This window comes from Paenibacillus sp. YAE3 (genome assembly GCF_057546105.1).
On the sequence record NZ_BAAIYF010000009.1, the window covers coordinates 158415 to 184385 of the forward strand.

Sequence of the window (25971 nt, forward strand, 5' to 3'; positions counted from 1 at the left end):
AATTTTTTAGACCGTTTGACGAGGATTTTACGCCAATTTGGAACTTGAAGCTCCATGCCTTGCATGTAATGCGGGTGGAGAACGAAATTTTACATGACAACCATAAATGCATAAAAAGCGCCATTAAACGAACGAAATATACGAACGAACGATGCAATTGTCGCCGAAACAAGCGAATTGAACGGGAAAGAGGGATTTCATATGACGGAAAAAGCAGTTGTCGACATGAATACGGAAGAACAGAAGGCAATCGAACAGGAACGGATCATCCAGCAGACCGCGAAGGAATTGCAGCTTTCGCTGAAGCAGATCCGCACGACGGTCGAGCTTCTGGACGAAGGGAACACCATTCCGTTTATCGCCAGATACCGTAAGGAAATGACCGGAGAACTCGACGAAAACCAGCTGCGCGATATCGAGGAACGTGTTCACTATTTGCGCAATTTGGAGGAACGGAAATGCGAAGTCATCCGGATCATCGACGAGCAGGGCAAGCTGACGGGCGAGCTGAAGACGGCCATCGAGAAGGCGGTCAAGCTGCAGGAAGTGGAGGATTTGTACCGTCCATACCGGCAAAAACGCAAAACGCGGGCAAGCGTCGCCAAGGAAAAGGGACTGGAGCCGCTGGCGGAATGGATCATGGGGCAGCCGAAGCAGGGGGATCTGCAGCAGGAAGCCGCGAAATACGTGGATGCCGAAAAAGGCGTGGAGAGCACGGACGACGCCATTGCCGGCGCAATGGACATTTTGGCGGAAAACATGGCCGACGACGCGACGATCCGCTCCTGGGTACGCCGTTATACGATGGATCATGCGATGCTGACCTCGGAGGCCAAGGATGCCGAGCAGGAATCGGTGTACGAAAACTATTACAATTACCGCGAGCTTGCCAAAAAGATGCCGCCTCACCGGATTTTGGCGATCAACCGGGGCGAACGCGAAAACGTGCTCAAAGTGGGGCTTGAGGTATCGGCCGAGCCGATCCACAATTTCATGGCGCGCCAGACCGTAAAGGGGCCGTCCATCGTGCAGAACGTCCTGACCGCGGTCATTGAAGATGCGTACAAACGTCTCATCGCGCCTTCGATCGAACGGGAAATCCGCGCGGAACTTACGGAAAAAGGGGAGAATCAAGCGATCTCCATCTTCTCCGGCAACCTGCGCAGCCTGCTGCTGCAGCCGCCGGTCAAAGGCAGATGCGTGCTCGGCGTAGACCCGGCGTACCGGACGGGCTGCAAGCTGGCCGTCGTCGACGAGACGGGCAAGCTGCTTGAGGTGGCTGTCACCTATCCGACGCCTCCGAACAACAAGAAAAAGGAAGCCGCGGAGAAATTCCGCGAGCTGATCAACAAATACGGGATCGAGCTGATCGTCATCGGCAACGGCACCGCTTCGCGCGAAACCGAGCAGTTCGTGGCGGAAGTGATCGGGGAGCTGCAGGATCGTAACCTGGCGTACCTGATCGTCAATGAAGCGGGCGCGAGCGTATATTCGGCGTCAAAGCTGGCGCAGGAAGAGTTCCCGGACCTGGACGTAGCGGAACGGAGCGCGGTTTCCATTGCCCGCCGGGTGCAAGACCCGCTTGCGGAGCTGGTCAAAATCGAGCCGAAAGCGATCGGCGTCGGACAATACCAGCATGACGTCTCGCAAAAGCATCTGGACGAAAGCCTTAAGGCAGTCGTGGAATCGGCCGTCAACCACGTCGGCGTCGACGTCAACACGGCTTCGCCGTCGCTTTTGTCTTACGTGGCCGGGGTCAACGCGACGCTGGCGAAAAATATCGTGAAATACCGCGATTCGAACGGCAAATTCATCAGCCGCAAGCAGCTGCAAAACGTGCCGCGCCTCGGCGCCAAAACGTATGAGCAATGCGTCGGCTTCCTGCGGATTTCGGACGGGGAGAACCCGCTGGACCGCACGCCGATCCACCCGGAATCGTATCCGGTGGTCGATCGCTTGTTCAAGGAGCTGGGCATCGGCATGGACAAGCTGGGCACGCAGGAGCTGTCGGATTTATTGGCACAGCAACATGTCGGCCAGCTCGCCGAAGCGCTTGACGTCGGCGTGCCGACCTTGCGCGACATTTTGGAAAGCTTGCAGCGCCCGGGCCGCGACCCGCGCGAGGAGCTGCCGCTGCCGATTTTCCGGACGGACGTGCTGAAGATCGAGGATTTGTCTCCGGGCATGGAGCTTCAGGGCACCGTGCGCAACGTCATCGACTTCGGGGCCTTCGTGGATATCGGCATCAAAAGCGACGGGCTCGTGCATATTTCGCAGCTCAGCGAAGGTTACGTCAAACATCCGATGGACGTCGTCTCCGTCGGGGACAATGTAACGGTTTGGGTGCTGAACGTGGATTTGAAAAAAGGCCGCGTCGGTTTGACGATGCGCAAGCCGAAAGATCAGCAATAGAAGGCGGTAAAAACGAATAAGCCCCTGTCGAAAAAATCGATAGACCGGGGCTTATTTCCGCATGTCTTTATAAGGGAAGTCGGTTATTCATCAGGGGGCGTCCGGGTTTGCTTGAACGGGGGCAGAAAGTTTCTTTTTGGCCCGGAAACGCCGCACCTTCATCAGGTTGCCGCACATTTTGTCGTCGCAATACCGCTTGGAGCGGTTGCGCGTATCGTCATAATACACCCAAAGGCAGTCCGGGTTGTCGCAGATGCGGATTCTGGACGTTTCGCCATTCGCCAGCACGGACGCAAAGGAGGCCGCTATTTCGGCCATGCTTTGCGTCCAATCGGCGTTGGCCGGAAGATACGCCAGGCTCACGGCTTCATCGGCCGCACGGGTCAATTTGCGGTATACCGGCGCTTTTTCCATCCAGTCGTTCAGCATCCCGATCTGATCATCGGTCATGCTTTCTCCGGCGACGATCCGGCCAATGAGCTCCCGCAGAAAGGCCCGGAGCTTTTTTAGTTCGCGGAGTTCCGCTGGATCCGGAAGGGTGGCGGCGGTAATGCCGTTTTCCTGCATAAACCGGCGAAGCCACGTTTCCTTCTCCAAACGGTCCTCTTCGCGTCCGCTGCCCCGCCAATCATGCCAATGGCTGTTCACGAAATCATCCCATAACATGGCCTCAATTCATCCTTTCTATATGAGCATTGTAGCAATCACGGATGGCTTTTGCCATCTTTGGCCGCGAACCGCCGGGAGAAAACCGTTTTAAACATATTGGCTGTTGTGCAGGAAGAATATGTATGTTATTCTCATTGTAACTACCGTATTTCGATTTGATGGTTACAATGATATGGAGGCGATGGAATGAGCATCCGGAATTTGCTGCTGGAATATTGGGGTTATTGCACGGAAAAGGAAGATTGGTATCCGCCGCTGCAGCCTGCCCTTCAAAATGTATCGTTTGAGCAGGCGCTGTGGAAACCCGCCGACGGGGCGGCCAACAGCATTTGGGAAAACGTCCAGCATCTTTTGTATTATAAGGAGCGTTTGCTGGCCCGGCTAAAGGGGACATCCGATGCTTTCAATCTAAGCAACGATGAGACGTTCCGCATCCCTGAAGCGAGCCGCGAAGGCTGGGAGCAGGCCAAATCGAGGCTTATGGATGTTCACGAAGCGCTGCAAAGCGAACTGGAGCGGCTGCCGGAAGAGGAGCTCGAAGCGCATCCTCAACGTTTTATGAGTTTGATTACCCACGATGCCTACCATACGGGTCAAATTGTGTTGTTAAGCAAGCTGCAAGGCGTCTGGCCGGCAATGAGAAGCTTTGAATAAGCGTCAAGATTTGGGGGATGCCCCCGCTTCCTTTTTAAAGAAACATTTCTGCTGCTGGCCGTGTTTTGGGGGAAAGAGAGCGGATACGGCCAGGGTTCATAAGCAGCCTTCAGGACAAAAAAAGAAGCCGGACGTTGCCCGTCCGGCTCGTTTTCTTGCTTTAGGTTTTTGCAACCTCTTTGCTTGCGTTATGGATATCGAAACTTATGAGTGATCCGAGCCCTCGCTGCCTGAATTGCGGTAAAAAAACCAGCAGTCGTTCAGCAGCTTGATTTGGCGTCTGTCCTTTTTGCGGAAGGCGCGTGTCAGTTGATTGCAGAGCCATTGCGGCAAGGGTATCTCCTCCTCATGCAAAACCGTCTGTATGGATAGCATATGGGGAAGACGCCCAAAGCGTGCAGGTCTACATCGTTTTATGAGGCGGATCATGCCGCGAACATCCAAGCAATCGACTTTTGACGTAAAGAGGACCCGAACGGGACGTGATGTGCCCTCTCTCTAGCGGCGTGCGCCTTTAAACATGGACGTCAGACGGCTTCTTCCTCGTACCATTGCTCCAGCTGCGCCTGCAGGGCCCGGATTTCGGTGAGCAGCGAGATGAGCGGATAGTTTGTTTCATTGAGGGAAGCAAAAGATTTTTCCAGTTCGTTGATATAATCCAGGCCGCTTACGATCGCGGACGTTTCCTGCAGCAGCTCGAGATGGTCGCATTCGGCCACGGCGAGCGGCAGCTCCGGCGTACCCTGGGCGGTAAGCTTGCTGACTTCCTTATGGAGCCTCAAATTCAGCGCGCTGAGCTGATAAGCATAATCGGCGGGCATCTCCACGTATTGGAGCTTGTCTCCCGATTGCAAAATAACGTATCGCATGTTTGGCATTATGATGGTTCTCCCTCCGTGCTTGCTGCTTGCATATCGATGCAAATCAATCCTTACTTGACAGTGTAGCTTAGGGTGAAGTTAAAATTCAAGTAGATTCCTGCGCGGAAATACTCGTGTCCGTGCAAATAGACGGAAAGGGAGCATTGATGAAGGACATGCCGATCATGAGCAACGACGAGCTGCAGGAGTGGGTGGAACGCGTATCGCTGGAGAGCTTCGGCGTACCGTTCAGGCATCGGGCAACGTTTAATGCGAGATTGTCCTCCACGGGAGGACGATATTTTACGCATACCCATGACATTGAAATCAACCCGCATCAGCTGGAGGAAAACGGCAGGGAAGAGGTGGAGAAAATCATTAAGCATGAGCTTTGCCATTACCACCTGCACCTTGCCGGAAGAGGGTACAAGCATCGCGATTCCGATTTTAAAACGCTGCTCGCGCATGTGGGCGGAAGCCGGTTTTGCAGCACGCTTCAGAGCCGCGGAGGGAGAAAAACGCTGCCGTATCGTTTCGTCCTGGTTTGCCAGGGATGCGGGATGAAATATATGCGCAAGCGGAAGGTGGATACCAGGCGTTTTCGATGCGGCAAATGCAGGGGAAAACTCCGGCAGACCACGCTTGACTCGCCCCAAAAATCATGATAAATTATGTATTGTTACCATATTGAAAACGTTCCCCGATAGCTCAGTCGGTAGAGCACTCGACTGTTAATCGAGTTGTCACAGGTTCGAGTCCTGTTCGGGGAGCCAGTATCTTGGAGAGATACCCAAGTGGCTATAAGGGGACCCTCTGCTAAGGGGTTAGACTGCGTAAGCGGTGCGAGGGTTCGAATCCCTCTCTCTCCGTTTTGGAATACTTCGAGAACTCCCAGCGCTTAGCGCCTGGGAGTTTTTATGTATAGGATGAGAACCCTCGAAGAGGGGGCGTCGGAGCATAGGCATCGATAGGAACAGCGTCGCAGTCCCGACCGAAGGGAGGGTATCCCTCTCTCTCCGTTTTGGAATACTTCGAAAGCTCCCAGCGCTTACGCTGGGAGCTTCTTCTGTTCTAGGGATGAGAACCCTAGTTTCGACTTATTGATTTTTTTCGTCTTGGTATTCGGCTTCAAAGCCTTCGATGGCTCTTTCACGCTTCGTATTTTTGTGCTGGAGATTGTGGAACTCTTCCCCGGAGATTTCATCCGCATGCTCGTCCAGGTAATCGTTCGTTTTTTGGATGTTTTCGCGCGTATTGTCGATGGCGTTTTGGATTTTTTCCGCGTTGTCGGAGCGGTTGTCAGGTTTAGCCATGGTTTCGTTCTCCTTTGATGTGTGTATTTTAGGTTCAGGATTAAATCATCCCGGTGATGACATACCAATCATAAGATGCCGGATTAAGGCCAAACTTATTCATCCATGACGCAAAAAAAGGCCCGTTCTAAAAGAAATAAAAAAAATTTCAAAAAGGTACTTGTCATGTCCCAAAAATTCTGTTAAGATAATTTCTGTTGTCACGATTGATAATCTGGCCCGTTGGTCAAGGGGTTAAGACACCTCCCTTTCACGGAGGTAACAGGGGTTCGAATCCCCTACGGGTCACTTCTTTCGCTTTTACATGTATTGGCGCACATCTTTGTGAGTCATCGAGAGCCATTAGCTCAGTTGGTAGAGCACCTGACTTTTAATCAGGGTGTCGAAGGTTCGAGTCCTTCATGGCTCACCAGTTTTATTTTCCCTAAACGTGCGGTAGTGGTGGAATGGCAGACACGCTATCTTGAGGGGGTAGTGGGCGTATGCCCGTGGAGGTTCGAGTCCTCTCTACCGCACCATAATCATAACGACGACAGTCCTTGCGAAGCCAAGGATTTTTTTATGTTCAAAAATAAAAACAAAAGCGCACCGATGCCGCGAACCGAGGATTCTGACGGGTACCTCGCGGCAGCAGGTGCGCTTTTTTGGTGAATTTTAATAAGGAATATGAGTTCGGAATAACGCGGAAAGTTAAACGTTATGGCGTCGAACCAGGCGCCTGGCGATGATGCGTGTGCTGTTCATAGCTATAAGCCAGCTTGATAAGCTCAGGTTCGCTGAATGCCCGGCCGAAGAAGTCGATGCCCACCGGAAGACCGTCCGGCGTAAATCCTGCGGGCACCGTTACCGTAGGCCAGCCCGTAAAAGAACTCAGCTTGAAGGCGTCTCCGGCCACCTGATCTTCGCCGATTTTGACGGCGGTTTTGGACGAGGTCGGGAAGATCAGGGCGTCCAGCTGATGGTCCGCCATCATTTTCAGGACGGCCTCCTGCACGTATTTCGTGCGGTACAGGACGATGTCCTTATACTCCTGCGCGTCCAAAGAGGTTCGTTTGTTCCGGTCGATCAGCGCCTTTTCGATTGAAGGATCGTATTGGCCGGAAGCGATCAATTCGTCCAACGATTTGTACGGCGAAGCGTCGCCGAGCGACTTGAGATAGTCGTTGAATTGGAATTTGAACTCCCAGGCGCTTAGGCTTCCGTATTTGTTGATGACATCGAAGTTCGGGATTTTGACGTTGTCCACAAGTACGGCGCCTGCGGCTTTCATCTCATCGATGGCGCGGGAGGCGACGGCGTTGACCTGTTCGTCGGTGCCGAATACTTCGCGTACGATGCCGATCCGGGCGCCTTTCAGCCCGTCGCGATCCAGGTAATCGGTATAATCCTTTGGCACGAAACCTACGCTTTTGGCCGTCGCAATGTCGTTGGGATCATAACCTGCCGTCGCATTCAATATGAGGGCCGCATCGGCTACGGTACGTGCGATCGGTCCGCCCGTATCCTGGGTGAGCGCCAGCGGGGCAATGCCGTCGCGGCTGGATAAGCCGACGGTCGGGCGGATGCCGACCAGGCTGTTGAACGAGGAAGGGATCCGGATCGATCCGCCGGTATCGGTGCCCATGCCGACCGCGGCGAGGTTGGCGGCAACGGCGGCGGCCGTACCCCCGCTGGAACCGCCGGGCACGCGGGTCAGGTCGTACGGGTTAAGCGTTTGCCCGCCCATCGAGCTGACGGTCGTATAGCCGAAAGCAAATTCGTGAAGATTGGCTTTGCCGATCACGATGGCGCCGGCGTCCCTTAATTTTTTCACTTGCGCCGCGTCATCCGGAGGGATGACGCCCTTCAGGCCGACGTTGCCGGAGGTCGTGGGCATGTCATATGTATCGTAATTGTCTTTGACGATCACGGGGATGCCGTGGAGCGGGCTGCGTTCCCCCGTGGCGGCGCGCTCGGCGTCAAGCTGTCTTGCCGTTTCCAGCGCCTTGGCGTTCAAAGTAAGGATGCTGTTGAATTTGGGGCCTTGATGATCGTATTTCCCGATCCGCTCCAAATATTGCCCGACCAGTTCTTCGGAGGTGAGGCGCCCGGTTTCCATCGCTTTTTGCATCTCCGCTATCGTAGCCTCCGTCAGCTTGAAGGGCTGCAAATATCGGTAAAGGCGATAGACGATGGCGGCGGTTTCGCGGTGGGTCAACATGCTGCCGTAGCCGAAAGCTTGGGGCGATTTTCCCTGCATCAGCTCGGCGGTGTATACGTCTGCGATGGCTTTGCGATCGGGACTGTCCGGAGCAACGTCGCGATATTCAACCGGCTTGGCGTAAGGCACTTGAATGAGCGAATCCAGGAGGGAAGCCGCCTTTTCCCGCGTCAGCCCTCCATTTTCTTGGGGGATCGCCAGGGTGACGGAGGAACCGGCGGCTTTTGCGGCCGTTTTGACTGCTTCGGCGAATTCGGCCGCCGTGATCGGCGAACTGCTCGCCCCAGCGGATGTCAGCGATTGTGGCATCCAGTTTTGGGATAAGGTTTCCGCCATCTCGCCGCTCGGGGCGGGGGAGGCTGCCGGAGAGGCCGATGCCATCGTCGGGGTGAGCGACAGGGCAGAGATAAATAGCAGCGCTAACTGTTTGCTTTTGAAACTCTTCATAAGTTCTCCTCCTGTGGTGATGTTATGAAAGATGACTCTATACGGAAGACAAGGGCCTGTTTGAAATCCCTGGTTTAGGGCCGGAAGGCGGAAATGCAGGGATTGGGGATAAACAAGCGGCCTTATTTTCATCGTTGGAGCCTATTTTAGCGGAGAAGATATCACATGGATTGTATAAAACGGAATTGATGTGAGGTAATATGACGCTAACTATGATTTTTTTGCAGAAGATGCGTTAGCCAGACGGTCGGGCATTCAAGGCTGAATTTTTTGAACTCGCGGATAAAATGGGCTTGATCGTAATAACCGGATTCCGAAACGATGTTGCTGAAGGCGATTTTACCGGGCTGCAGCAGTTGGCGGACGGCGGATTGGAAACGTACGATTTGGCAAAACGTCTTGGGCGGGATCCCTACATATGCCTCGAATAAAGAGCGGAAGTGACGGCTTGAGCAGTTCATGATGCCCGATAAATCGCTAAGGCTGATATTTCCGCGAGCTTCGCAGATTCGGTCAATCGCAGGTCCGAGTCCTCTGGGTTCCCGATCTCCTCCAAGCGGCGCCAGCGCTGTAACACGGGCTATTCCCTCTTGGAAGAGGCTGATCCGGCTGAAAAAGGAACCGCCCTCCAATGGAATCCGCAGCATGGAGCACAGGCGGGCGGGGAGGAAGTCGCCAAGCGGGACGCAGCTGTTCGCCAGTTTTTTGACGGGGATCAGGGAATGAGGGGCAAGCGGTACGGGGAGGAGCCTGGCGCCAAAATACGTCGTTCCCGGCTGAAGCGATAACGTCCGGCTGCGGACGCCGCCTATCACCATGGGGCCCGAAACCTGTGCTCCGAAAGGGAACAGGATATCGATGCAGCCTCCGGGGATAAGCGGGCACCGTCCCGGGTGTACCGGAGGAACGACAAATTGATAAAAGAGAACCGGGAAGCCCTCTTGCGAAATATGGTCGCGGAGTTCGATATAGTCGTCGAAGTGATTGGCCATCCCCGGCTGTGCGGGCAAAAAATCAAAAGCGGCAGGTGCAAGGTTCATCGTCGTCTCTCTCCTTCATGAAACATCGGGTCCATATCAAAATAACCCCACAACGTGGGGCCGCTTCCGTGTCTATTCGGGCGTTTCCGGTCAAGTGATATGGGGGCTGCTTGCCGTGGGTTCAAAACGTTCTTTCGTCAGGGAATCTTTTTCGAGCAGCCACGCCTTTTCCGTTTCCGCCGTCCATTTGCCGGCCAACATAACGGCCTCGGGACGGGCGATGTTCAGAGGGCGGGCCGCACCGTACACGCAGGCGCATATGGCGGATTTCATATAACCGTACACGGCCTGATCGCAGCTTGTTCCCAATTGGTAGTTGATGTACGCATGAACGGTAGGCAGGCAAGCAGGACCGAGCTGATCCCGGACGATGCCCTCCAATACGGAGAGGTTGAGCCATGGGTACAAGGCTTGTGCCAGCTTCACCAGTCTTTTTCCCCGTTTTCTTGCGGCTTCGCATTCGTCCGTCGTTACGGCTGGGCCAAGCAGCATATTGTCGATGTTGCTGATTGAGGCGATGTCCAGCAGCTCGGCCGCCTCGTATACCGCTTGAATGGCGGTGCCGTCTTGGCGGACTAAACGGTTCGTCAGGGGATGAAGAAAATAACCTTCGAGTTCCATCAGCGTTTGAATACGTCCCTCCGAAATGCGGCTTCTTAAGTCCGATAAGCAGCTGAAGCCTCCAACCGATAAATCGTTATCCAGCATCTGCACGTAATCCAGCAGTTTGGTGCTTTTGTCGTTCAACGCGGTCACCTCCAAGCAAGAATAGGATGAGCCATTAGAAATGGATGAAAACCAAATTAAATGTTATATTATATGACACAAAGTACGCTATCCGACTATTCAAAACAGAATATTTGTAAGTTAATATCACACAAACTTTTTCTTTTGTCAATAAAACAAGTGAAAAAAGATGAAAATAACTCTATTTAATGTAATAAAATATTACATAATATTAACAAGGGATGGTTGGGCCCGAAGAGAGCGAGCCGATCGCTCCTTCGGTACGAGATTCATGACAAACATGAAGCACTTAAAGGGAATAGGGGAAAAAAAGAGACTACCTCGATCCGGACAAGCCGTCTGTAATCAGATAACTTCCTGTCAGAGCCGTTTCGGCAGGCAGGCCCGAATCGTCTTCGATTTTTGAGGGGGATGTCTCGCTTTTGCCTTCGCTGCTGAGCCCGATGCTGCGTACCGTGAAGCGCTGAACCCTTCGCTCCAGCGGCTGGTCCGCTCCGGTCCTGCAGGGCCGGCGCATATTCTTACGCATGCCTTTACGAAGCATTCAAAGCCCTTCCAGAATGAACCGGGAGGGCTTTTTGCCGCAGCCGGTTGTAGTCACCAGCGATTGACCGCGTGCTCCACGAACCCCGACATGTCCTTCACGTCGATCACGGTGCCGTCGTCCAGAACGGCTTTGCCGTTGAAACGCCCGAAAATTTGGTGGCAGCAGTTGTCGACGAACAGCATTTTCGTTTCGGTATACCGGTCGTAGATCGGCTCAAAATCCATTTCGAACCGCCCGTCATCGCTGGTGATTTTTTTCGGGGACATGTACCCGCCTGCCGCCAGGTCGACGTACACCTCGTTCAGCTTGTGGGCGTTTCCGTCGTAAAACAGCATATTTTCCGTGGCGGCCTCCGTATTGCCGAACCCGAAGCCGATGTTGAATCCGAAACGTTTGCCGCCGATCCAGGCGCTGCCGCTGCCCCAAACCCATTCATGGTTAAACGGCCAGACGCCGCGTCCCCAGTCGAGAAGTCCGAAAGCCGTTTCCGGCTCGAACGCGATCGTCCGGTCGCCAAACGTGACCGTGCCGCTGGCAGGCATGCAATTGATTTTGTGATTGTAATAAAAATAGCGAGGATCTTCGTCAAACGGCGTTGCAATGACCATCGATTCCAGATCGGGCTGGGAAAGCTCGATATCGATGTCCATCCGGGGGAACGTTTTCGGATCGCGGGTTCGGCAGCGCAAACGGCGGCCGCCTTTGTACACCTCAAACTGCATGTCGATCGTTTTGCGGCGAACGGCCAAATCCCCATGCTCGGCGGAAGCAGGCATGTGCAGCCGGTTGAACGGGAGCACGATGATTTCTTTTGCGGCGTATGTTTTTTTCTCGTTCAAATCGATCAGCATCGCGGAAACTTCCCCGGCGTAAGAGGCGTGGCCGATGGTCAGCTGAAGGCAGTAATCGTCATTGGACACTTGGTAGAAATCCCATTCCTTGATCCGCCACGGCGGAGCCTTAATATGCTTGCGGTTGTAGCGCATCACGGCTTTGGTCGAATAGCCTTTTTGCATCAAGGTACCGTTCGGGTAGAGCAAATCGGAGAAGGTCGTAATCCGGTGGTTTCGCATGACGGGTCTTCCTCCTTATGTATTGTGATTAGATAAGAAAGCGTTTACAAAACAAAAAGACATGTGCCGCTGCATTTTTGCTAAATGGCTTTAACGTTAGGCTTACGGATGTCATGAAACCATTATATGGGGAAGCGGTTCGAAGAATCACCTTAAATTCCAGGGGGGCCGCCGGGACTTAAAAACGAAGCGTGGAAAAAGACCCCTCCGCGGCATGCGGAAGGGTCTGCGACGTTTAACCGTCGATCGAGCGGTTGTCCGGGGAAGGCTGGAGAATGGCTTTCGCCCCGTCTTTGGATCGGGTCAGCAGGTACAAGGCATAAATGGCGATAAAGACGCCCAGGAACAACGAGGAATACCGATACATCGTGCCGTAGCTGCTGAAGGCGGCGATTTGCCCCAAAACGAGCGCGCCCACGGCCACGCCGAAGTCGAGCGAGTTGAAATACATGCTGTTCGCCATCCCTTGCCGCTGCGGCGGTACGAGCTGAAGCATCCAGGATTGCAGCGTCGGCTGCAGCGTGCCGAATCCAAGCCCGTAGAAGAGGGCGGCCAGCGCCAAAAAGCCGGTCGACGTCGCATAGGACAGCAGCCACAGCCCGACGATCAAACATGCCGCTGCCGGGATGAGCAGGGCTTTATGGCCTTTTTTATCGTAAATTTTGCCGGAAATCGGCCGGATCAAAATGACCGCTGCCGCATTAAACAGAAAGAAAAGCGAAGCGTTGGCCAAATGGGCCTCTTTGCCGAACAGGTTCATAAAGCTGAGGAGCCCGCCGTACGTCACGGACATGAGCAGGTTCAGCAGGCTTGGCAGCAGGAGCGCTTTCGGGAATCCCTTTTTCTCCGGGACGGCCGAAAATGCTTTGGGAACGGCGGCAGGCTCCGGCGGTTTAACCTTTTTCGTCAGCGGATAAACAAGCGGAAAAATAAGGGCGATTACGATGATCGTTGCGTACACGAGCGTCGTGAACCCTTGCTTTTCGAGCAGCATGCTGCCGATGACGGGTCCAAGGGACAAGGCTATGCTGGTCGATAAGCCGAAATACCCCATGCCTTCGCCGAGGCGGCGGACCGGAACGATCCCGGATGCCATCGTCGGCAGCGTGGTGCTGCCCATGCCGAAGCCGATGCCGAACACGATCCGCATCGCTAGCAGCAGCGCAAGCGTGCCGCTCCATAGGTAGCCCAGCGTGGCGAGAAGCGCCAGGGCAAGCCCCAGAAACAAGATGACGTTGCGTTTCCCTTTTTCCAGCGCTTTCGCCGAGAAGAGACGGGAGATAATGGCGGATAAAGCAAACACGGTCGTGAACAGGCTGACCGTTAAAGCGCCCGCGTGAAAATGTTCTTTGACGTAACCGGGGAGCGGCGACAAGATCATCTGCAGGTTCAAAAACAGCAGCAGATTGCACACCGTCAGCATGATAAACTCCCGGGTCCACAATTTGTCTTTGGTGTCTTCCATGGTTGTAACCTCTACTCTACAAATATTCGGTCAATATTGGCGTTGATTTGTTTCATAATCTGGTCGAGCGTCTCGAGCTGCTCGTCCGTAATCCCGGCAATCAGCTCGTCGTTCAGGCTGAGCTCCAGCGGCTCGGTTTCGTTCATCAGCTGCTTAACGGCCGGGGTCGCATAGATCAAATAGGCTCTCCGGTCGCCGGGGTCGGGTTTGCGCCGGACGAAGCCCTTTTTGTCGAGAACGTCGAGGATCCGCGTAATGGAGGGCTGGTCTTTGCCGGATCTCAGCGCAAGCTCCTTTTGGTTGATTCCTTCCTGGAGATACACTTGGTACAGCACCGTCCATTGTTCGGGGGTGATGCCGTACGGCTTCAGTCTGCTTGCAAACAGGGAGGACATTTTGCGGGACATGTTGCCGAACCGGAATCCAATCGATTGGTGGGGCAATTTGGACCTTTTCAGAGAGATGCACTCCTTCAATTAATTGTCATAACAATTATATTCATATAAATAGAAATCGTCAACGTTACATCCATAAAATGGAATGTTATTCATTGCGAATGCATACAAGCACGGATGGCTTTCGAGCGTCGCGTATCGAAACGACAATCCGGGCATGCGTATGTTAAGGCCGGTTTACGAGCAGGACGATCCGTCCAAAATAGAGGAATACTTCGGATACAGGCGCCGGATGCAGTCCGGACAGATGTCATGGGTGAACTCCGCGTGCGTATGTTTTTCGAGAAAACTTTCGACCGAATTCCAAATATCTTGTTCATCGCGGATTCTTTTGCACACGGCGCAGATCGGAAGGAGCCCGCGCAGCGTTCGGATTTGGGTCAGGGCCTCCAGCAAATCATGCTCGATCATTTTGCTCTTGGTGATGTCGGTGAAGCACACGGTCATCCCTTTGACGGTATGGCGGCCATCGTCATAAATCGCCGAGGCTTCGAGCAGATACCACTTATTCGGATGCTGCATCGAGGACTGGATTTCTTGGCGATAATAAGGCAGCGTTCCGTTCAATACGGAATCAAGCTCGTCCGGCGGCCGTCCGTCGGCCTCCGACAGGGCGTAATAAATCTGCATGAAGCTGACGCCGATCCATTCGAACGTTTCGGGAATGCCCGCATCGATCGAATTTTGGACCCAGTTTCGGTTGACGGAGACAATGCAGCCATCGGCATCGACGACCGCGACGGCCTGCTTGAACGAATCGATGATTTCGGGAAAAGTGAAGCTTGTTTTAGGCAACTAAGGTCGCTCCCTCTATTTGTATTGGAAGTGCTTTATCGCAGGTACGCGTGCTGATTCAGGTCTGTCTGACGGGGAGTTCGCATGGGATGTATGAGGATTGCGTGAATAAAGGAATAAACTTATTTCTCCAATTATTGTTATGTTATAATTACTGTAGCATAAAGAAAAGTATATACTTTTTTACGTCATTTTGCAAGAGAAAAATTACGAAAATACGTCGTCATAAGAATTATCGGAAGGCGGTTTAATATGCAATCCATTTACGATCGAATCGAATCGTTAATCAAAATGCGGGGGATGACGAAAAAATCGTTTTGCGAGCAGCTCGGGATCAGCACGGGGAATCTGGGGGATTGGAAAAGAGGAAAATCAACGCCGGGTACCCATAAACTGATCGAAATTGCCTCCTTTTTCGACGTCAGCCTCGATTGGCTGATTTTGGGCAAAGACCAGGAGCGTTTTCATTTGAAGGAAAACACAGGTACATATGCATGGGAGGAAGGGGATGACGGCGACGTTCCGTTGTCCGAGAAGGAAAAAGAGTTCATAAGGGAATATATCGAGTTTACGCGTTACCGAAAAAAACAATCGAACGGCGAATGAGCAAATAGAATCGGACGCGACGGCCTGAAGGGACGCATGCGTCTGTTCCTGCAGGAAGGATGGACCGTCGATCCCGATTGGTCAGCCGGGTGGCGGCAAGCCTTCAGGGAGCGGCTATCATAGGGGGGCGTGCCCCGGGACAACGCAAAAAAGAAGCCTTTGCTTTAGGAGCAAGGCTCTTTTTTGTGGTTGGGAACATTAACGTTCAATCCGCGGGTTGCGGCCCTTTCGGCCGATAAAGGCAAACGACAGCAGGCTCCCGGCCAGCAGGACGGCCGCAGTCAGGGCCAGCCCCAGGCGCATCCCCGCCGTCATCGACGGGGTGCCGCCGAGGATCGAGCCGATCATGGCAACGCCCAAGGTCGCGCCCACCTGCCGGCTCGAATTTAATGCGCCCGATGCGGCGCCTGTCTGCTCCCGGGGAACCGCGCCTATGACCGCGGTCATGAGCGCGGGGATGGTGAGGGAAACTCCAAGGCCGATCAGGAACAGGCCGATCAAAGGAAGGGCGTAATCGGAGGTTGAAACCGTTCGCAGCTGGAAGATCGTTCCTGCGGCTGCAAGAAGGAACCCTGCGGTCATCGGGATTCTGGCGCCGATCCTGCCGACGATGCGGCCGGTGACGATCGGATTGAACGCCAGCGGGATCGTCATCGGAAGGAGGGCCAGGCCTGCCGTATGAGCCGATAATCCGCGCGCTTGTTGAAAAAAGAGCGGCAGCGCGAACAAAATCCCCGACAATCCGATATTGACGGCCATGCCGGCAATCATTCCCGCCGATACGGTTGCGTTTCGAAACATTCCCAGCGGAAGCAGCGGGTCGGGGCCTTTCATTTCGGCACGCGCAAAGAGAGCCGCGCTGACGAGCGTCAGGACGAAAGCGGCGATCACGATCGGCGATCCCCAGCCGTAAGCCGATCCCTCCATGAGCGCGAAGGATAACGCGGCGATGGCCGTTACAGCCGTCCATTGGCCCGTCCAATCCAGGGGCTGCCGCCGCTTGCGGGCGGTTTCGGCGCCGAGCCGCAGGACGATGGCCAAGCTGATGACGGCAAGCGGCACGTTCAGCAGGAAGATGCTTCGCCATCCGAGCGAATCGGCCAGCAGGCCGCCCGCAACGGGCCCGGCAGCCATGGCGATCCCGGTGACCGCAGCCCAGATGCCAAGCGCCCGGGCGCGCGCGGACGGTTCGGGAAATGCATGGGCAACGAGCGCTAGCGAGGCCGGCGTCAGAGCCGCGCCTCCGATGCCCAAAACGGCGCGCAAGGCGATCAGCAAGCCAAGCGAAGGGGCGGCCGCGGACAAGGCCGAAGCGGCCAGAAACAGGACCAGGCCTCCGGCATAGACGCGGCGGGCTCCCAGTTTGTCGGCCAGCCCGCCCATCGAGAGCAGGAAGCCGGCAAACACGATCGTATACGCATTGACGACCCATTGGAGGCCGGAAATCCCGCCGCCAAGGTCGGCGCGGATCGCGGGCAGCGCGACGCTGACTACCGTCGTGTCCAGCAGCACCATAAAGTATCCGATCGACAGTCCGAGCAGCAGCAGCGCTTTAGCCGGCTTCCAGCGGCCGTCGGACTGGATGTTCATCGCTTTTTCCAAGACAATCCCTCCGTAAAAGGCAAATTCGGCAGTCATCGCCGTTACCGGGAAAGTGTATAATGGTTCTTATCATGGGACTAGATGAGGGTTTATCCTAGGAGAAATTCTCCTAGGGAACGGGAAGGGGAGGAGAAGCACTTGTGGGAAAAAGCGGATGGGGAGCGTCTTCGGGAGCTTGCCCAGTTTTTGCGCACCCGGCGCGCCCGGATGACGCCGGAGCAGGCCGGTTTGAAGGTGGAGGGGCGCAGGCGGACTCCGGGACTTCGGCGCAGCGAGGTGGCGCTGCTTGCCGGCATCAGCGTCGATTGGTATACGTGGCTGGAACAGGGCCGAAACATACAGGTATCTTCCCAGGTGACGGAGAGCATCGCGCGCGCCCTGCAGCTTGATGCCGATGAAAAAAGACATCTGTTTCTGCTTGCCTTGCAGCAGTATCCCCCCGTTTCGGGGGAGGCTGCCGCGGAAATTACGCCGGCGCTTCAGCGGTTTCTGGACCTGCAGGGAACAAGCCCGGCTTACGTGACCGACCAGCGCTTAAACATCGTGGGATGGAACCGGATCGCCAGCATGGTGTATGGAGAATATGAAACGATGCCGGCAAGGGAACGCAACTCCGTCTGGCGTACGTTTACCTCCCTGGATGTCCGCAGCCTGCTCCGGGAACGTTGGGAAGCCCATGCCCGGCACCGTCTGGCGCAATTTCGGGCAAACTACGCCAAATTTGCCGGGGATCCATGGTGGACGGACATGATCGGTGAATTAAACCGCGCAAGCGAAGAATTCAGGGCGTGGTGGCCGCGGCATGACGTCTTAAACGGCCCCGAAGGGAAAAAAATCATTCATCATCCGGCCGCGGGCAGGCTCGAATTCGAGCAGGTTTCGTTTGTGACGTCCGACGACCCGGATTTGACCGTCACGATCAACGTTCCGACGGCGGAAGGTGATACGGTCGCCAAGCTGGGCAAGCTGTTGAAGGAATGAATGGGCTTTGGTCCACGGCCCGTTTTTACGCAACGGTTCATATATTCCCAGGGATCGGACTGCATAAAAGAAATAAACTATTTACATATCGTGATAATCGGTGTATAATAACAGAGTTGCTGCAAAAGTTAATATTATGCGGTAGTGGTGGAATGGCAGACACGCTATCTTGAGGGGGTAGTGGGCGTATGCCCGTGGAGGTTCGAGTCCTCTCTACCGCATTGACGATCTGACCGAGAAAATCCCTGTTTTGCAGGGATTTTTTTGTTGCACCAGGCAATGTTTCGCTATCCAAGCGTTCGTTCGTAAAAAGAAGCTTTTGCCGCCGCGGGAAATTCCATAGACTCACATATAACGAAAGAGGCCAACGCGGCCTCTTTTTTGTTTTGCTCCATTCTTTATGCTTTTAGGTCGCCATAGGGCAACGGTTCACGATTCGATTGGGCCCGGCCGGTTTGCGGAAAAAGGGATCCGCATTCAAAGGAACGCAATAGAAGGGGGCTTTCGCATCCATTGCCAAAAACGCGAAAAATAGAGAGCATGCGAGAGCTTGGCGCAGATAAAGACTTTTGTAAGCGATAACCTGTATGATAGGGTCGCCATTTTACGCGGATAACGATTTCGCGTCTCCTTTACATCCCGATGCACGCGGGTGTATGATTCAAATCGTAATTGAACATGTTTCCATTTTTAAATCGCTGAATTTCCGTTTGAAGAAGCGGAAATCGGGGGAACCAATCGCGCGTCCCGTCGTCCGGTGTGAGAGTCGGAAGGCAGGGAGGCGCCGGGGTGAATCCTGCGAACGGATGCCATGGATCCGATCGCGGGTAGAGCGACTCTCACCGCTCGAATCCGTCAGCTAACCTCGTAAGCGTCGCCTGAGAGAGGAATGATGAAACTTGTGATCGATGAACATCGGCCGCAGGGGATCGGATGACCTCTGTGGTTTTTTATTGCCAAAAACGCAACGTTGCACAAAATGGATGAAAGTCAATAGAAACGTCTTTAACGCTGAATTCCGGCTTTGGCCGGAAGCGGGGGAACCAACGCGCCGTTTGCTTCCACAAGCGGATGGCGCCGGGGTGAATCCCTTTGTCCGAAAACCGGACGGGGGAAGGGCGACTCTCACGCCCGAATCCGTCAGCTAACCTCGTAAGCGTATCGGGAGAGGCCCCATTCGTCGTGAGCGATATTTCATGGCTTTCTTTGGTCATGGATGTTGGAAGCCGCGGGAAAGAATCCTCTTTCCTGCGGCTTTTTTTTATTCGGGTCAGCATTTCGGATAAGCATTTTTAATAAAAGGTGCGATTGTTGCGGATTGCCCGATCCAGAAACGAAAGGAGGCGAGAGCCGTGGAGGAGGAACTCATCGTCGTGACGGCCCCGAACGAGGCCGGGCGCAATTTTATCAAGCTTTTGATCTATCTCAAGCGGCCTTTCGCCGCACTGACGAACAATGCCAAGGAAGAACGCGATCTGAAGAAGCTGGGCGTCTCCAAAGTCATCCGGCTCCATACCAACAACACGGAGGAATGGGTCGTGCCTGAGTGGCGGATCGGCCGGATTTTTATATTCGAAAACAGTTTGAATTTAACGTGCCGTTACTTGCAAATTTGCCGTGCTTGGACGCCGGATTCCATCTACGTAATCACCCGGGCGCATCACTCGCCGGGCATTTACCGGGGGCTTGGCGCGGATCACGTCATTCACACGTTGAACGGCGAAGTCGGATTTTTGCTGAAATAAGGGATTTGACAAGGAGAGCGTTGAACCATGATGGATTTTTTAATGATTTTAACGCTTGCGGGCGTGTTCGGAATCTTTTTGCTGTTCCTCATCTGGTGCGGCCATGTCGTGGATGGGGGAGGCGAAGGCCGATGATCGTGGTTTTGGTGCTGACGGCGTTTGTGTTCGTCTACCTGGCGTATGCCTTGATCCATCCGGAACGGTTTTAGAAAGGCCGGGCGGAGCAGGCTTAGACGCCTTCACCCGCTTATAAGAGGAGGAAACGATTTTGGATATATTGCAGATAGGCATCGTGATCGTGGTGCTGCTGCTGTTGGTCAAACCGGCAGGCAGTTATATTTACCACGTGTTTTCTAACGAGGCGAACTGGATGGACCGGATGTTCGGTCCCGTGGAGAAGTTTTTTTATGCCGTCATCGGTCTTCGGAAACGCTCCGGGATGAGCTGGAAAACATATGCCTTAAGCATGATGGCGACGAACGTTGTGCTTGTGGCCGTAAGTTACGCGGTGCTGAGATGGATGGGCGGACTGCCGGCAAACCCGAACGGGACGGGAAACATGGAGGCGAGCTTGTCCTTCAACACCGTCATCAGCTTTATGACGAATACGAACCTGCAGCATTACAGCGGGGAAAGCGGCATGTCGTATTTGGGGCAAATGATCGTCATCACGATGATGATGTTTACGTCGGCCGCGTCCGGCCTGGCCGTGGCGATCGCTTTCATGCGGGGCATAACCCGCCGCGGGGACGGACTCGGCAACTTTTTCGAGGATTTCGTCAAAGCCCATGTCCGGGTGTTCCTGCCGCTCGCGTTGATCGTTACCCTGGTGCTTGTGGGGTTGAAGGTGCCGCAGACGCTTGATCAGGCGGTGACCGTGAACACGCTTGGCGGCGCTGTGCAGCATATCGCGATGGGGCCGGTAGCGTCCCTGGAATCGATCAAACATCTGGGAACGAACGGCGGCGGATTTTTCGGGGCGAACTCGTCGCATCCGTTCGAGAATCCGAGTCCGCTCACGAACGTCATCGAAATTTTAAGCATGTGGACGATATCGGCCGCGCTGCCTTACACGTTCGGGCGTTTCGCCGGCAACCGCAAGCAGGGCTGGATTCTTTTTTCGGCCATGATGGTGCTGTTCCTGGCGTTCCTGTCCCTGACGTACGTCTCGGAAAAAAGCGGCAACCCGCTGATCCATCAGCTGGGCATCGACGCTTCGCAGGGCAGCATGGAAGGAAAAGAAGTTCGTTTCGGCGTGGCGCAGTCCGCTTTGTTCACGGCGGTGACGACCGCGGCGACGACCGGTTCGGTCAATAACATGCACGATACGCTGACCCCGCTCGGCGGGCTGGCTCCGCTGGCGCAGATGATGCTGAACGTCGTCTTCGGGGGCAAAGGCGTCGGGCTGGTCAACATGCTGATGTACGCCATATTGGGCGTGTTCATTTGCGGCCTCATGGTCGGGCGGACGCCGGAGTTTCTCGGGAACAAAATCGAAAGCCGGGAAATGAAGCTGATCGCCGTCGCGATCCTGGCGCATCCGCTGATCATTTTGGCGCCGACGGCCATTTCGTTCCTGACGCATCTCGGCACGGACGCCCTTTCGAATCCGCTGTATCACGGGCTCAGCCAGGCGTTGTACGAATTTGCGTCATCCGCGGCGAACAACGGCTCCGGCTTTGAAGGGCTGGGGGATAACACGGTGTTCTGGAACGTCAGCACGGGGCTTGTCATGCTTTTGGGACGGTATGTGTCGATCATCGCGCTTCTCGCCGTGGCCGGTTCGTTGTCGCGGAAGAAGCCCGTTCCCGAATCGATCGGCACCTTCCGCACGGATACGAAGCTGTTTGCCGGGATTTTGGTCGGAACGGTGCTCCTGATCGGGGCTTTGACCTTCCTGCCTGTGCTCGTGCTGGGGCCGATCGCGGAGTTTTTGACGATGTAAGGGGCCTGTCGGAAATGGTTTGCAAACGGAAGCGATGGTTCGCTGGGAGCGTCCCATCGAAAAATGCATGTTAAGCGATGGATAAACGAGGTGGAGAAAATCATGGACGGAAAACGAAAAAGCATGCTGACGGGAAGCATCGTGAAGCAGGCGCTGAAGGGCAGCTTCATTAAACTGAATCCGGTCGTCATGATGAAAAACCCGGTCATGTTCGTGGTGGAAATCGGCACGTTCGTCGTTCTGCTGATGGTGCTGTTTCCGGGGTATTTCAATACCGCCGGACGCACGGGCTTTAATCTGGCGGTGTTCCTGATCTTATGGTTTACGGTATTGTTCGCCAACTTTGCCGAGGCGCTTGCGGAAGGGCGCGGGAAAGCGCAGGCCGACGCCCTGAAAAAAACGAAAAAGGAATCGTCCGCGAACAAATGCGTCGGTTCCGAAATCATCGCGGTGAATTCCACGGAGCTGCGCAAAGGCGACATCGTCGTCGTGTCCCAAGGCGAAATGATCCCGGGCGACGGCGAGGTCATCGAAGGGCTTGCGTCGGTCGACGAGTCGGCGGTTACGGGGGAATCGGCTCCGGTCATGAAGGAAGCGGGCGGGGATTTCAGCTCGGTGACCGGGGGAACCCGGGTCGTGAGCGACCGGATCAAGGTCGTCATCACGAGCGATCCCGGCGAGTCGTTCATCGACCGGATGATCTCGCTCGTCGAAGGCGCTTCGCGCCAGAAAACGCCGAACGAAATTGCGCTTAACACGCTGCTGACCACGCTGACGCTCATCTTTTTGATCGTGGTCGTCACGCTGGCACCGATTGCCGCATATTTGGGCGTTCCGCTGGATATCCCGGTGCTCATTGCTTTGCTCGTCTGCCTGATCCCGACGACGATCGGCGGCTTGCTGTCCGCGATCGGGATCGCCGGGATGGACCGGGTGACGCAGTTCAACGTGCTGGCCATGTCCGGGAAGGCGGTCGAAGCCTCCGGCGACATCACCACGATGATCCTGGACAAAACGGGAACGATCACGTACGGGAACCGGATGGCGAGCGAATTTATTCCGGTCGGAGGAGCGGCGCTTGCCGAAACCGCGTACTGGGCCGCGGTCGGCTCGCTCAAGGACGGAACGCCCGAAGGGCGGTCGGTGCTGGAGCTGATGAACAAGCAGCAGCTCGCCTATGACACGGAGGTTGCGGCCGGCGGCGAGTTCGTCGAATTCAAAGCGGAAACCCGCATGAGCGGCATCGATTTGCAGGACGGGCGGCATGTCCGCAAAGGCGCGGTCGACGCGGTGCGGCGGTGGGTGCTCGCCCAAGGCGGCAGCATTCCGGAGGATTTGGCGGCGAAGTCCGACGCGATCGCGTCGGAAGGCGGCACTCCGCTGGCCGTGGCGGTCGACGGCAAAATCTACGGCCTGATCCATTTGAAGGATACCGTCAAACCGGGGATGAAGGAACGTTTTGAACAGCTGCGCCAAATGGGCATCAAAACGGTCATGTGCACGGGGGACAATCCGCTCACGGCGGCAACCATCGCCCGCGAAGCCGGCGTCGACGAGTTTATCGCCGAAAGCAAGCCGGAGGACAAAATCGCCGTCATCCGCCGCGAGCAGGCCGAAGGCAAGCTGGTCGCGATGACGGGGGACGGGACGAACGACGCCCCGGCGCTCGCCCAGGCTGACGTGGGAATCGCGATGAACAGCGGCACCGTCGCCGCCAAGGAAGCGGCCAACATGGTCGACCTGGATTCCGACCCGTCCAAAATCATCGAAGTGGTGGCGATCGGCAAACAGCTGCTGATGACGCGCGGCGCGCTGACGACGTTCAGCATCGCCAACGACGTCGCCAAATATTTCGCCATCATTCCGGCGATGTTCATGGCGGCCATTCCGCAGATGAAGGCGCTGAACGTGATGGGGCTCGGCTCCCCGCTGTCCGCGATCCTTAGCGCGCTCATTTTTAACGCGGTCATCATCCCGCTGCTGATTCCGCTGGCGATGAAGGGGGTCCGCTACAAGCCGATGAGCACGGCGCGGCTGCTGGGCCGCAACCTGACGGTTTACGGCCTCGGCGGCGTCATCGCCCCGTTCGCCGGCATCAAGCTGATCGATCTGGTCGTGCATTTGTGGATCTGAGCATGCTGATTTGGATGGCAGAGATACATGGGGAAAGCTGAACGCTCCTCTTAACGATTTGAAAAAGGGTGATATCCATTGAAAACCACGGCTGAATTCGAAAAAATGCCGCATGGCTCCATTTGGCTTTTGGCGCTGCGCTCCAGTTTGCTGTTCATCGTTGTTTGCGGTCTGGCGTACCCGCTGGCCAGCACCGGGCTGGCCCAGCTTTTCTTTCCGCACCAGGCCAACGGCAGCATGATCAAGGACGGCGCGGGAAGAACGGTGGGTTCGGAGCTCATTGGGCAGACGTTTGCCGATCCGTCGTTTTTCCAGGGCCGGATTTCCAGTATCGACAATAACGGCGCAGGCTCCGGGTCCAACAACTATGCCCCGTCCAATCCCGAGCTGCTGAAGCGGGTTCAGGCTTCCATCGCCCGGTGGGAGAAGGAAAACCCGCAGGTTCCGGTCGATAAGCTGCCGGTGGATCTGGTCACCAATTCCGGCTCGGGGCTGGACCCGCACATATCGCCCGCGGCCGCGATGGCGCAAATTCCGCGGATCGGCGCACTCCGGCATCTTCCCGAGGAGCGATTGAAGGAGCTGGTCGAACAATTTACCGAAGGGCGCGACCTGGGCGTGTTCGGCGAAAAAAGAGTGAACGTGCTGAAGCTGAATTTGGCCCTGAAGGAGTTGGGGACGGGCAGGGAATAAGCTTTGGATTTCCAGGCTGTTTCAAGTGGAAGGCAGAAAGGGCAGATCGTAGTGCAGCTGTTATTGCCATAAGAAAAAAGACGCCATGTTCGGCTTGGGACGAACCATGGCGTTTTTTCTTCAGCCTGCAAAGGTTTGGTAAATAAGAAACATGTTCAAAACGACGATGACGGCGGAGACGCACCAAGCGAGCAAGCTGATCCAGGCCGGATTGGCGAACGAACCCATAAGCTTTTTGCTTCCGGTAAATTGGACGAGGGGAATCACCGCAAACGGAAGCTGGAGCGACAACATGACCTGGCTCAAAATCAGCAGATCTTCGGTTCCTTGTTCGCCGGCGATCATCGTGACGATCACGGCCGGGATGACGGCGATCAGCCTCGTAACCAGCCGGCGAAGCCAGGGCGGGAGCCGGATGTCCAGGAAACCCTCCATGACGATCTGCCCGGCCAGGGTGCCCGTCAGCGTGGAGTTTTGCCCCGAAGCAAGAAGCGCGAGTCCGAAAACGATGCTTGCCAGCGTCGTTCCGACCAGCGGCGTCAGCAGATGAAAGGCATCGCTGATATTAGCGACCTCCGTCAAACCCGCTTGATGGAAGGTCGCGGCGGAGACGATCAGGATGGCGGCATTGATGAAGAGCGCCAAAGTCAGCGCAATGGCGGAATCCCAGGCGGAAAAGCGGATCGCTTCGCGTTTGCCCTCATCCGTCGTTTCATACCGGCGGGTTTGCACGATGGACGAATGAAGATAAAGGTTATGCGGCATCACCGTGGCTCCGAGAATCCCGATCGCGATATATAGCTTCTCGTGGTTCGTTATGAGGTCGGGCGTCGGCATGAATCCGGCCCACACGCTGGGAAGATGGGGTTTGGCCAGCCACAGGTCGACCGCAAAGCAGATCCCGATCGTCGCCACAAGCACGATGACCAGCGTTTCGATGGCACGAAAACCTCGATGCTGCAGAAGCAGGATAAGCAAAACGTCAAGCGCCGTAATCAGCACGCCGTACAGTATCGGAATACCGAACAGCAGCTTCAGGGCGATGGCCGAACCGACCACTTCCGCCAAATCGCATGCGGCGATCGCCGCTTCGCACAGGATCCACAGACCGATGGCCGCCGGTTTGCTGTATTGGGTGCGGCAGGCTTGCGCCAGGTCATGGCCGGTGACGATGCCCAGCTTGCTGGAAAGCGATTGGAGCAGCACGGCCATCAGATTGGACAAAAGAATGACGGACAGCAGCGAATACCCGAAGCCGGCGCCCCCGGCGATGTCCGTCGCCCAGTTTCCCGGATCCATGTAACCGACGGCGACAAGATAACCGGGACCGGCGAAAGCCAGAAATTTCCGGAATGCCGGGCCTCTGCGTGGAACTTCCAGCGAATGGTTGATTCCTGTGAGCGAGGAGCGTCTTTTAGGTTTGGTCCAGCCCTTCATTCGGTATCACGCACCTTGTGCACCTTATTATGGGGTAGTTTTCTAAATGCTCCCGTTTGCTATTCACTTGCGGTCCGTTTGAATATTTTTTAGTATAGCGGTGCCCGGATGTGGGCAAGCAGAGAGTACGGACTTGGAGGGTTATCGACCGC

The 25971-nt window shown here is 55.3% G+C and carries 24 protein-coding genes, 6 tRNA genes and 2 riboswitches; of the genes, 16 read left to right on the forward strand and 14 right to left on the reverse strand.

Annotated elements, in window-relative coordinates; genetic code table 11:
• Positions 1 to 201: 201 nt before the first annotated feature.
• On the forward strand, positions 202 to 2412 hold the full coding sequence (locus tag AC27KL_RS18560) for a Tex family protein (RefSeq protein ID WP_487170612.1): 2211 nt from the start codon (positions 202 to 204) through the stop codon (positions 2410 to 2412).
• Positions 2413 to 2502: 90 nt separating this feature from the next.
• On the opposite strand, the gene AC27KL_RS18565 is transcribed toward AC27KL_RS18560, so the two are convergent.
• Positions 2503 to 3078 (reverse strand): CGNR zinc finger domain-containing protein, encoded by a 576-nt coding sequence (locus AC27KL_RS18565; RefSeq protein WP_339322216.1) that lies wholly within the window; start codon positions 3076 to 3078, stop codon positions 2503 to 2505.
• A gap of 189 nt (positions 3079 to 3267) precedes the next feature.
• Between AC27KL_RS18565 and AC27KL_RS18570 the strand changes: the two genes are divergently transcribed.
• Positions 3268 to 3735, forward strand: a complete 468-nt coding sequence (locus AC27KL_RS18570) for a DinB family protein (protein ID WP_487170613.1) — start codon at positions 3268 to 3270, stop codon at positions 3733 to 3735.
• Positions 3736 to 3939: 204 nt separating this feature from the next.
• On the opposite strand, the gene cmpA is transcribed toward AC27KL_RS18570, so the two are convergent.
• Together cmpA and AC27KL_RS18580 are read right to left on the reverse strand one after the other, a co-directional pair.
• Positions 3940 to 4068 (reverse strand): cortex morphogenetic protein CmpA, encoded by a 129-nt coding sequence (gene cmpA, locus AC27KL_RS18575; protein WP_156124654.1) that lies wholly within the window; start codon positions 4066 to 4068, stop codon positions 3940 to 3942.
• A gap of 194 nt (positions 4069 to 4262) precedes the next feature.
• A complete protein-coding gene (locus AC27KL_RS18580; protein ID WP_339322214.1) occupies positions 4263 to 4613 on the reverse strand; it encodes a hydrolase/acyltransferase in 351 nt (116 codons plus the stop codon).
• 167 nt (positions 4614 to 4780) lie between these two features.
• Here AC27KL_RS18580 and AC27KL_RS18585 point away from each other — a divergent pair, with 167 nt between their 5' ends.
• The 3 genes from AC27KL_RS18585 to AC27KL_RS18595 all read left to right on the forward strand — a co-directional run bounded on the left by AC27KL_RS18585 (position 4781) and on the right by AC27KL_RS18595 (position 5464).
• Positions 4781 to 5260, forward strand: a complete 480-nt coding sequence (locus AC27KL_RS18585) for a SprT family protein (protein WP_487170703.1) — start codon at positions 4781 to 4783, stop codon at positions 5258 to 5260.
• 32 nt (positions 5261 to 5292) lie between these two features.
• Positions 5293 to 5368, forward strand: a tRNA-Asn gene (locus AC27KL_RS18590).
• 7 nt (positions 5369 to 5375) lie between these two features.
• Positions 5376 to 5464: transfer RNA gene (locus AC27KL_RS18595), tRNA-Ser, on the forward strand.
• A gap of 228 nt (positions 5465 to 5692) precedes the next feature.
• Here the strand turns inward: AC27KL_RS18595 and tlp are convergent.
• Positions 5693 to 5908: a small acid-soluble spore protein Tlp gene (gene tlp / locus AC27KL_RS18600; RefSeq protein ID WP_487170614.1), complete on the reverse strand. Its 216-nt coding sequence runs from the start codon at positions 5906 to 5908 to the stop codon at positions 5693 to 5695.
• Positions 5909 to 6124: 216 nt separating this feature from the next.
• Here tlp and AC27KL_RS18605 point away from each other — a divergent pair.
• The 3 genes from AC27KL_RS18605 (at position 6125) to AC27KL_RS18615 (ending at position 6426) form a co-directional block, all read left to right on the forward strand.
• A tRNA-Glu gene (locus tag AC27KL_RS18605) sits at positions 6125 to 6196 on the forward strand.
• Between the two features lie 48 nt (positions 6197 to 6244).
• Positions 6245 to 6320: transfer RNA gene (locus tag AC27KL_RS18610), tRNA-Lys, on the forward strand.
• Positions 6321 to 6340: 20 nt separating this feature from the next.
• Positions 6341 to 6426 (forward strand) — tRNA-Leu (locus AC27KL_RS18615).
• Positions 6427 to 6605: 179 nt separating this feature from the next.
• Here the strand turns inward: AC27KL_RS18615 and AC27KL_RS18620 are convergent.
• The 8 genes from AC27KL_RS18620 to AC27KL_RS18655 all read right to left on the reverse strand — a co-directional run bounded on the left by AC27KL_RS18620 (position 6606) and on the right by AC27KL_RS18655 (position 14677).
• Positions 6606 to 8555, reverse strand: coding sequence for an amidase family protein (locus AC27KL_RS18620; RefSeq protein ID WP_487170615.1), 1950 nt, complete (start codon positions 8553 to 8555; stop codon positions 6606 to 6608).
• Between the two features lie 206 nt (positions 8556 to 8761).
• On the reverse strand, positions 8762 to 9595 hold the full coding sequence (locus AC27KL_RS18625) for an AraC family transcriptional regulator (RefSeq protein ID WP_487170616.1): 834 nt from the start codon (positions 9593 to 9595) through the stop codon (positions 8762 to 8764).
• Positions 9596 to 9685: 90 nt separating this feature from the next.
• Positions 9686 to 10342: an urease accessory UreF family protein gene (locus AC27KL_RS18630; protein ID WP_487170617.1), complete on the reverse strand. Its 657-nt coding sequence runs from the start codon at positions 10340 to 10342 to the stop codon at positions 9686 to 9688.
• A 316-nt stretch (positions 10343 to 10658) separates the two neighbouring features.
• Positions 10659 to 10886 (reverse strand): hypothetical protein, encoded by a 228-nt coding sequence (locus AC27KL_RS18635; protein ID WP_487170618.1) that lies wholly within the window; start codon positions 10884 to 10886, stop codon positions 10659 to 10661.
• A 53-nt stretch (positions 10887 to 10939) separates the two neighbouring features.
• Positions 10940 to 11962 carry a DUF2804 domain-containing protein gene (locus AC27KL_RS18640; RefSeq protein WP_487170619.1) on the reverse strand — a complete coding sequence of 341 codons (1023 nt, stop codon included), beginning with the start codon at positions 11960 to 11962 and terminating at the stop codon, positions 10940 to 10942.
• A gap of 235 nt (positions 11963 to 12197) precedes the next feature.
• The gene (locus AC27KL_RS18645) at positions 12198 to 13427 is read right to left on the reverse strand and encodes an MFS transporter (RefSeq protein WP_339322208.1); all 1230 of its coding nucleotides are present in this window, start codon (positions 13425 to 13427) and stop codon (positions 12198 to 12200) included.
• Positions 13428 to 13438: 11 nt separating this feature from the next.
• Positions 13439 to 13870 carry a MarR family winged helix-turn-helix transcriptional regulator gene (locus tag AC27KL_RS18650; protein ID WP_246537169.1) on the reverse strand — a complete coding sequence of 144 codons (432 nt, stop codon included), beginning with the start codon at positions 13868 to 13870 and terminating at the stop codon, positions 13439 to 13441.
• Positions 13871 to 14059: 189 nt separating this feature from the next.
• Positions 14060 to 14677 (reverse strand): PAS domain-containing protein, encoded by a 618-nt coding sequence (locus AC27KL_RS18655; protein ID WP_487170620.1) that lies wholly within the window; start codon positions 14675 to 14677, stop codon positions 14060 to 14062.
• 252 nt (positions 14678 to 14929) lie between these two features.
• On the opposite strand from AC27KL_RS18655, the gene AC27KL_RS18660 reads away from it, so the two are divergent.
• Positions 14930 to 15283 (forward strand): helix-turn-helix domain-containing protein, encoded by a 354-nt coding sequence (locus AC27KL_RS18660; RefSeq protein WP_339322206.1) that lies wholly within the window; start codon positions 14930 to 14932, stop codon positions 15281 to 15283.
• A 198-nt stretch (positions 15284 to 15481) separates the two neighbouring features.
• Here the strand turns inward: AC27KL_RS18660 and AC27KL_RS18665 are convergent, their stop codons facing one another.
• Entirely contained in the window at positions 15482 to 16885 is a 1404-nt protein-coding gene (locus tag AC27KL_RS18665) for an MFS transporter (protein ID WP_487170621.1), read from the reverse strand.
• A gap of 138 nt (positions 16886 to 17023) precedes the next feature.
• Between AC27KL_RS18665 and AC27KL_RS18670 the strand changes: the two genes are divergently transcribed.
• The 7 genes from AC27KL_RS18670 to kdpC all read left to right on the forward strand — a co-directional run bounded on the left by AC27KL_RS18670 (position 17024) and on the right by kdpC (position 24382).
• Positions 17024 to 17866, forward strand: a complete 843-nt coding sequence (locus AC27KL_RS18670) for a helix-turn-helix transcriptional regulator (protein ID WP_487170622.1) — start codon at positions 17024 to 17026, stop codon at positions 17864 to 17866.
• Between the two features lie 138 nt (positions 17867 to 18004).
• Positions 18005 to 18087: transfer RNA gene (locus AC27KL_RS18675), tRNA-Leu, on the forward strand.
• Positions 18088 to 18552: 465 nt separating this feature from the next.
• A riboswitch (cyclic di-AMP (ydaO/yuaA leader) is annotated at positions 18553 to 18756 on the forward strand.
• Between the two features lie 109 nt (positions 18757 to 18865).
• Positions 18866 to 19041: riboswitch (cyclic di-AMP (ydaO/yuaA leader) on the forward strand.
• A 177-nt stretch (positions 19042 to 19218) separates the two neighbouring features.
• Positions 19219 to 19611: a hypothetical protein gene (locus tag AC27KL_RS18680; RefSeq protein WP_212952198.1), complete on the forward strand. Its 393-nt coding sequence runs from the start codon at positions 19219 to 19221 to the stop codon at positions 19609 to 19611.
• A gap of 131 nt (positions 19612 to 19742) precedes the next feature.
• On the forward strand, positions 19743 to 19820 hold the full coding sequence (locus AC27KL_RS18685; RefSeq protein ID WP_445164822.1) for a potassium-transporting ATPase subunit F: 78 nt from the start codon (positions 19743 to 19745) through the stop codon (positions 19818 to 19820).
• Between the two features lie 59 nt (positions 19821 to 19879).
• Positions 19880 to 21556: a potassium-transporting ATPase subunit KdpA gene (gene kdpA, locus AC27KL_RS18690; RefSeq protein ID WP_487170623.1), complete on the forward strand. Its 1677-nt coding sequence runs from the start codon at positions 19880 to 19882 to the stop codon at positions 21554 to 21556.
• Between the two features lie 102 nt (positions 21557 to 21658).
• Positions 21659 to 23689, forward strand: a complete 2031-nt coding sequence (gene kdpB, locus AC27KL_RS18695; protein ID WP_487170624.1) for a potassium-transporting ATPase subunit KdpB — start codon at positions 21659 to 21661, stop codon at positions 23687 to 23689.
• 105 nt (positions 23690 to 23794) lie between these two features.
• Positions 23795 to 24382 (forward strand): potassium-transporting ATPase subunit KdpC, encoded by a 588-nt coding sequence (gene kdpC / locus AC27KL_RS18700; RefSeq protein WP_487170704.1) that lies wholly within the window; start codon positions 23795 to 23797, stop codon positions 24380 to 24382.
• Between the two features lie 120 nt (positions 24383 to 24502).
• Here the strand turns inward: kdpC and AC27KL_RS18705 are convergent, their stop codons facing one another.
• Positions 24503 to 25819 carry an Nramp family divalent metal transporter gene (locus AC27KL_RS18705; protein ID WP_487170625.1) on the reverse strand — a complete coding sequence of 439 codons (1317 nt, stop codon included), beginning with the start codon at positions 25817 to 25819 and terminating at the stop codon, positions 24503 to 24505.
• Positions 25820 to 25971: the final 152 nt, after the last annotated feature.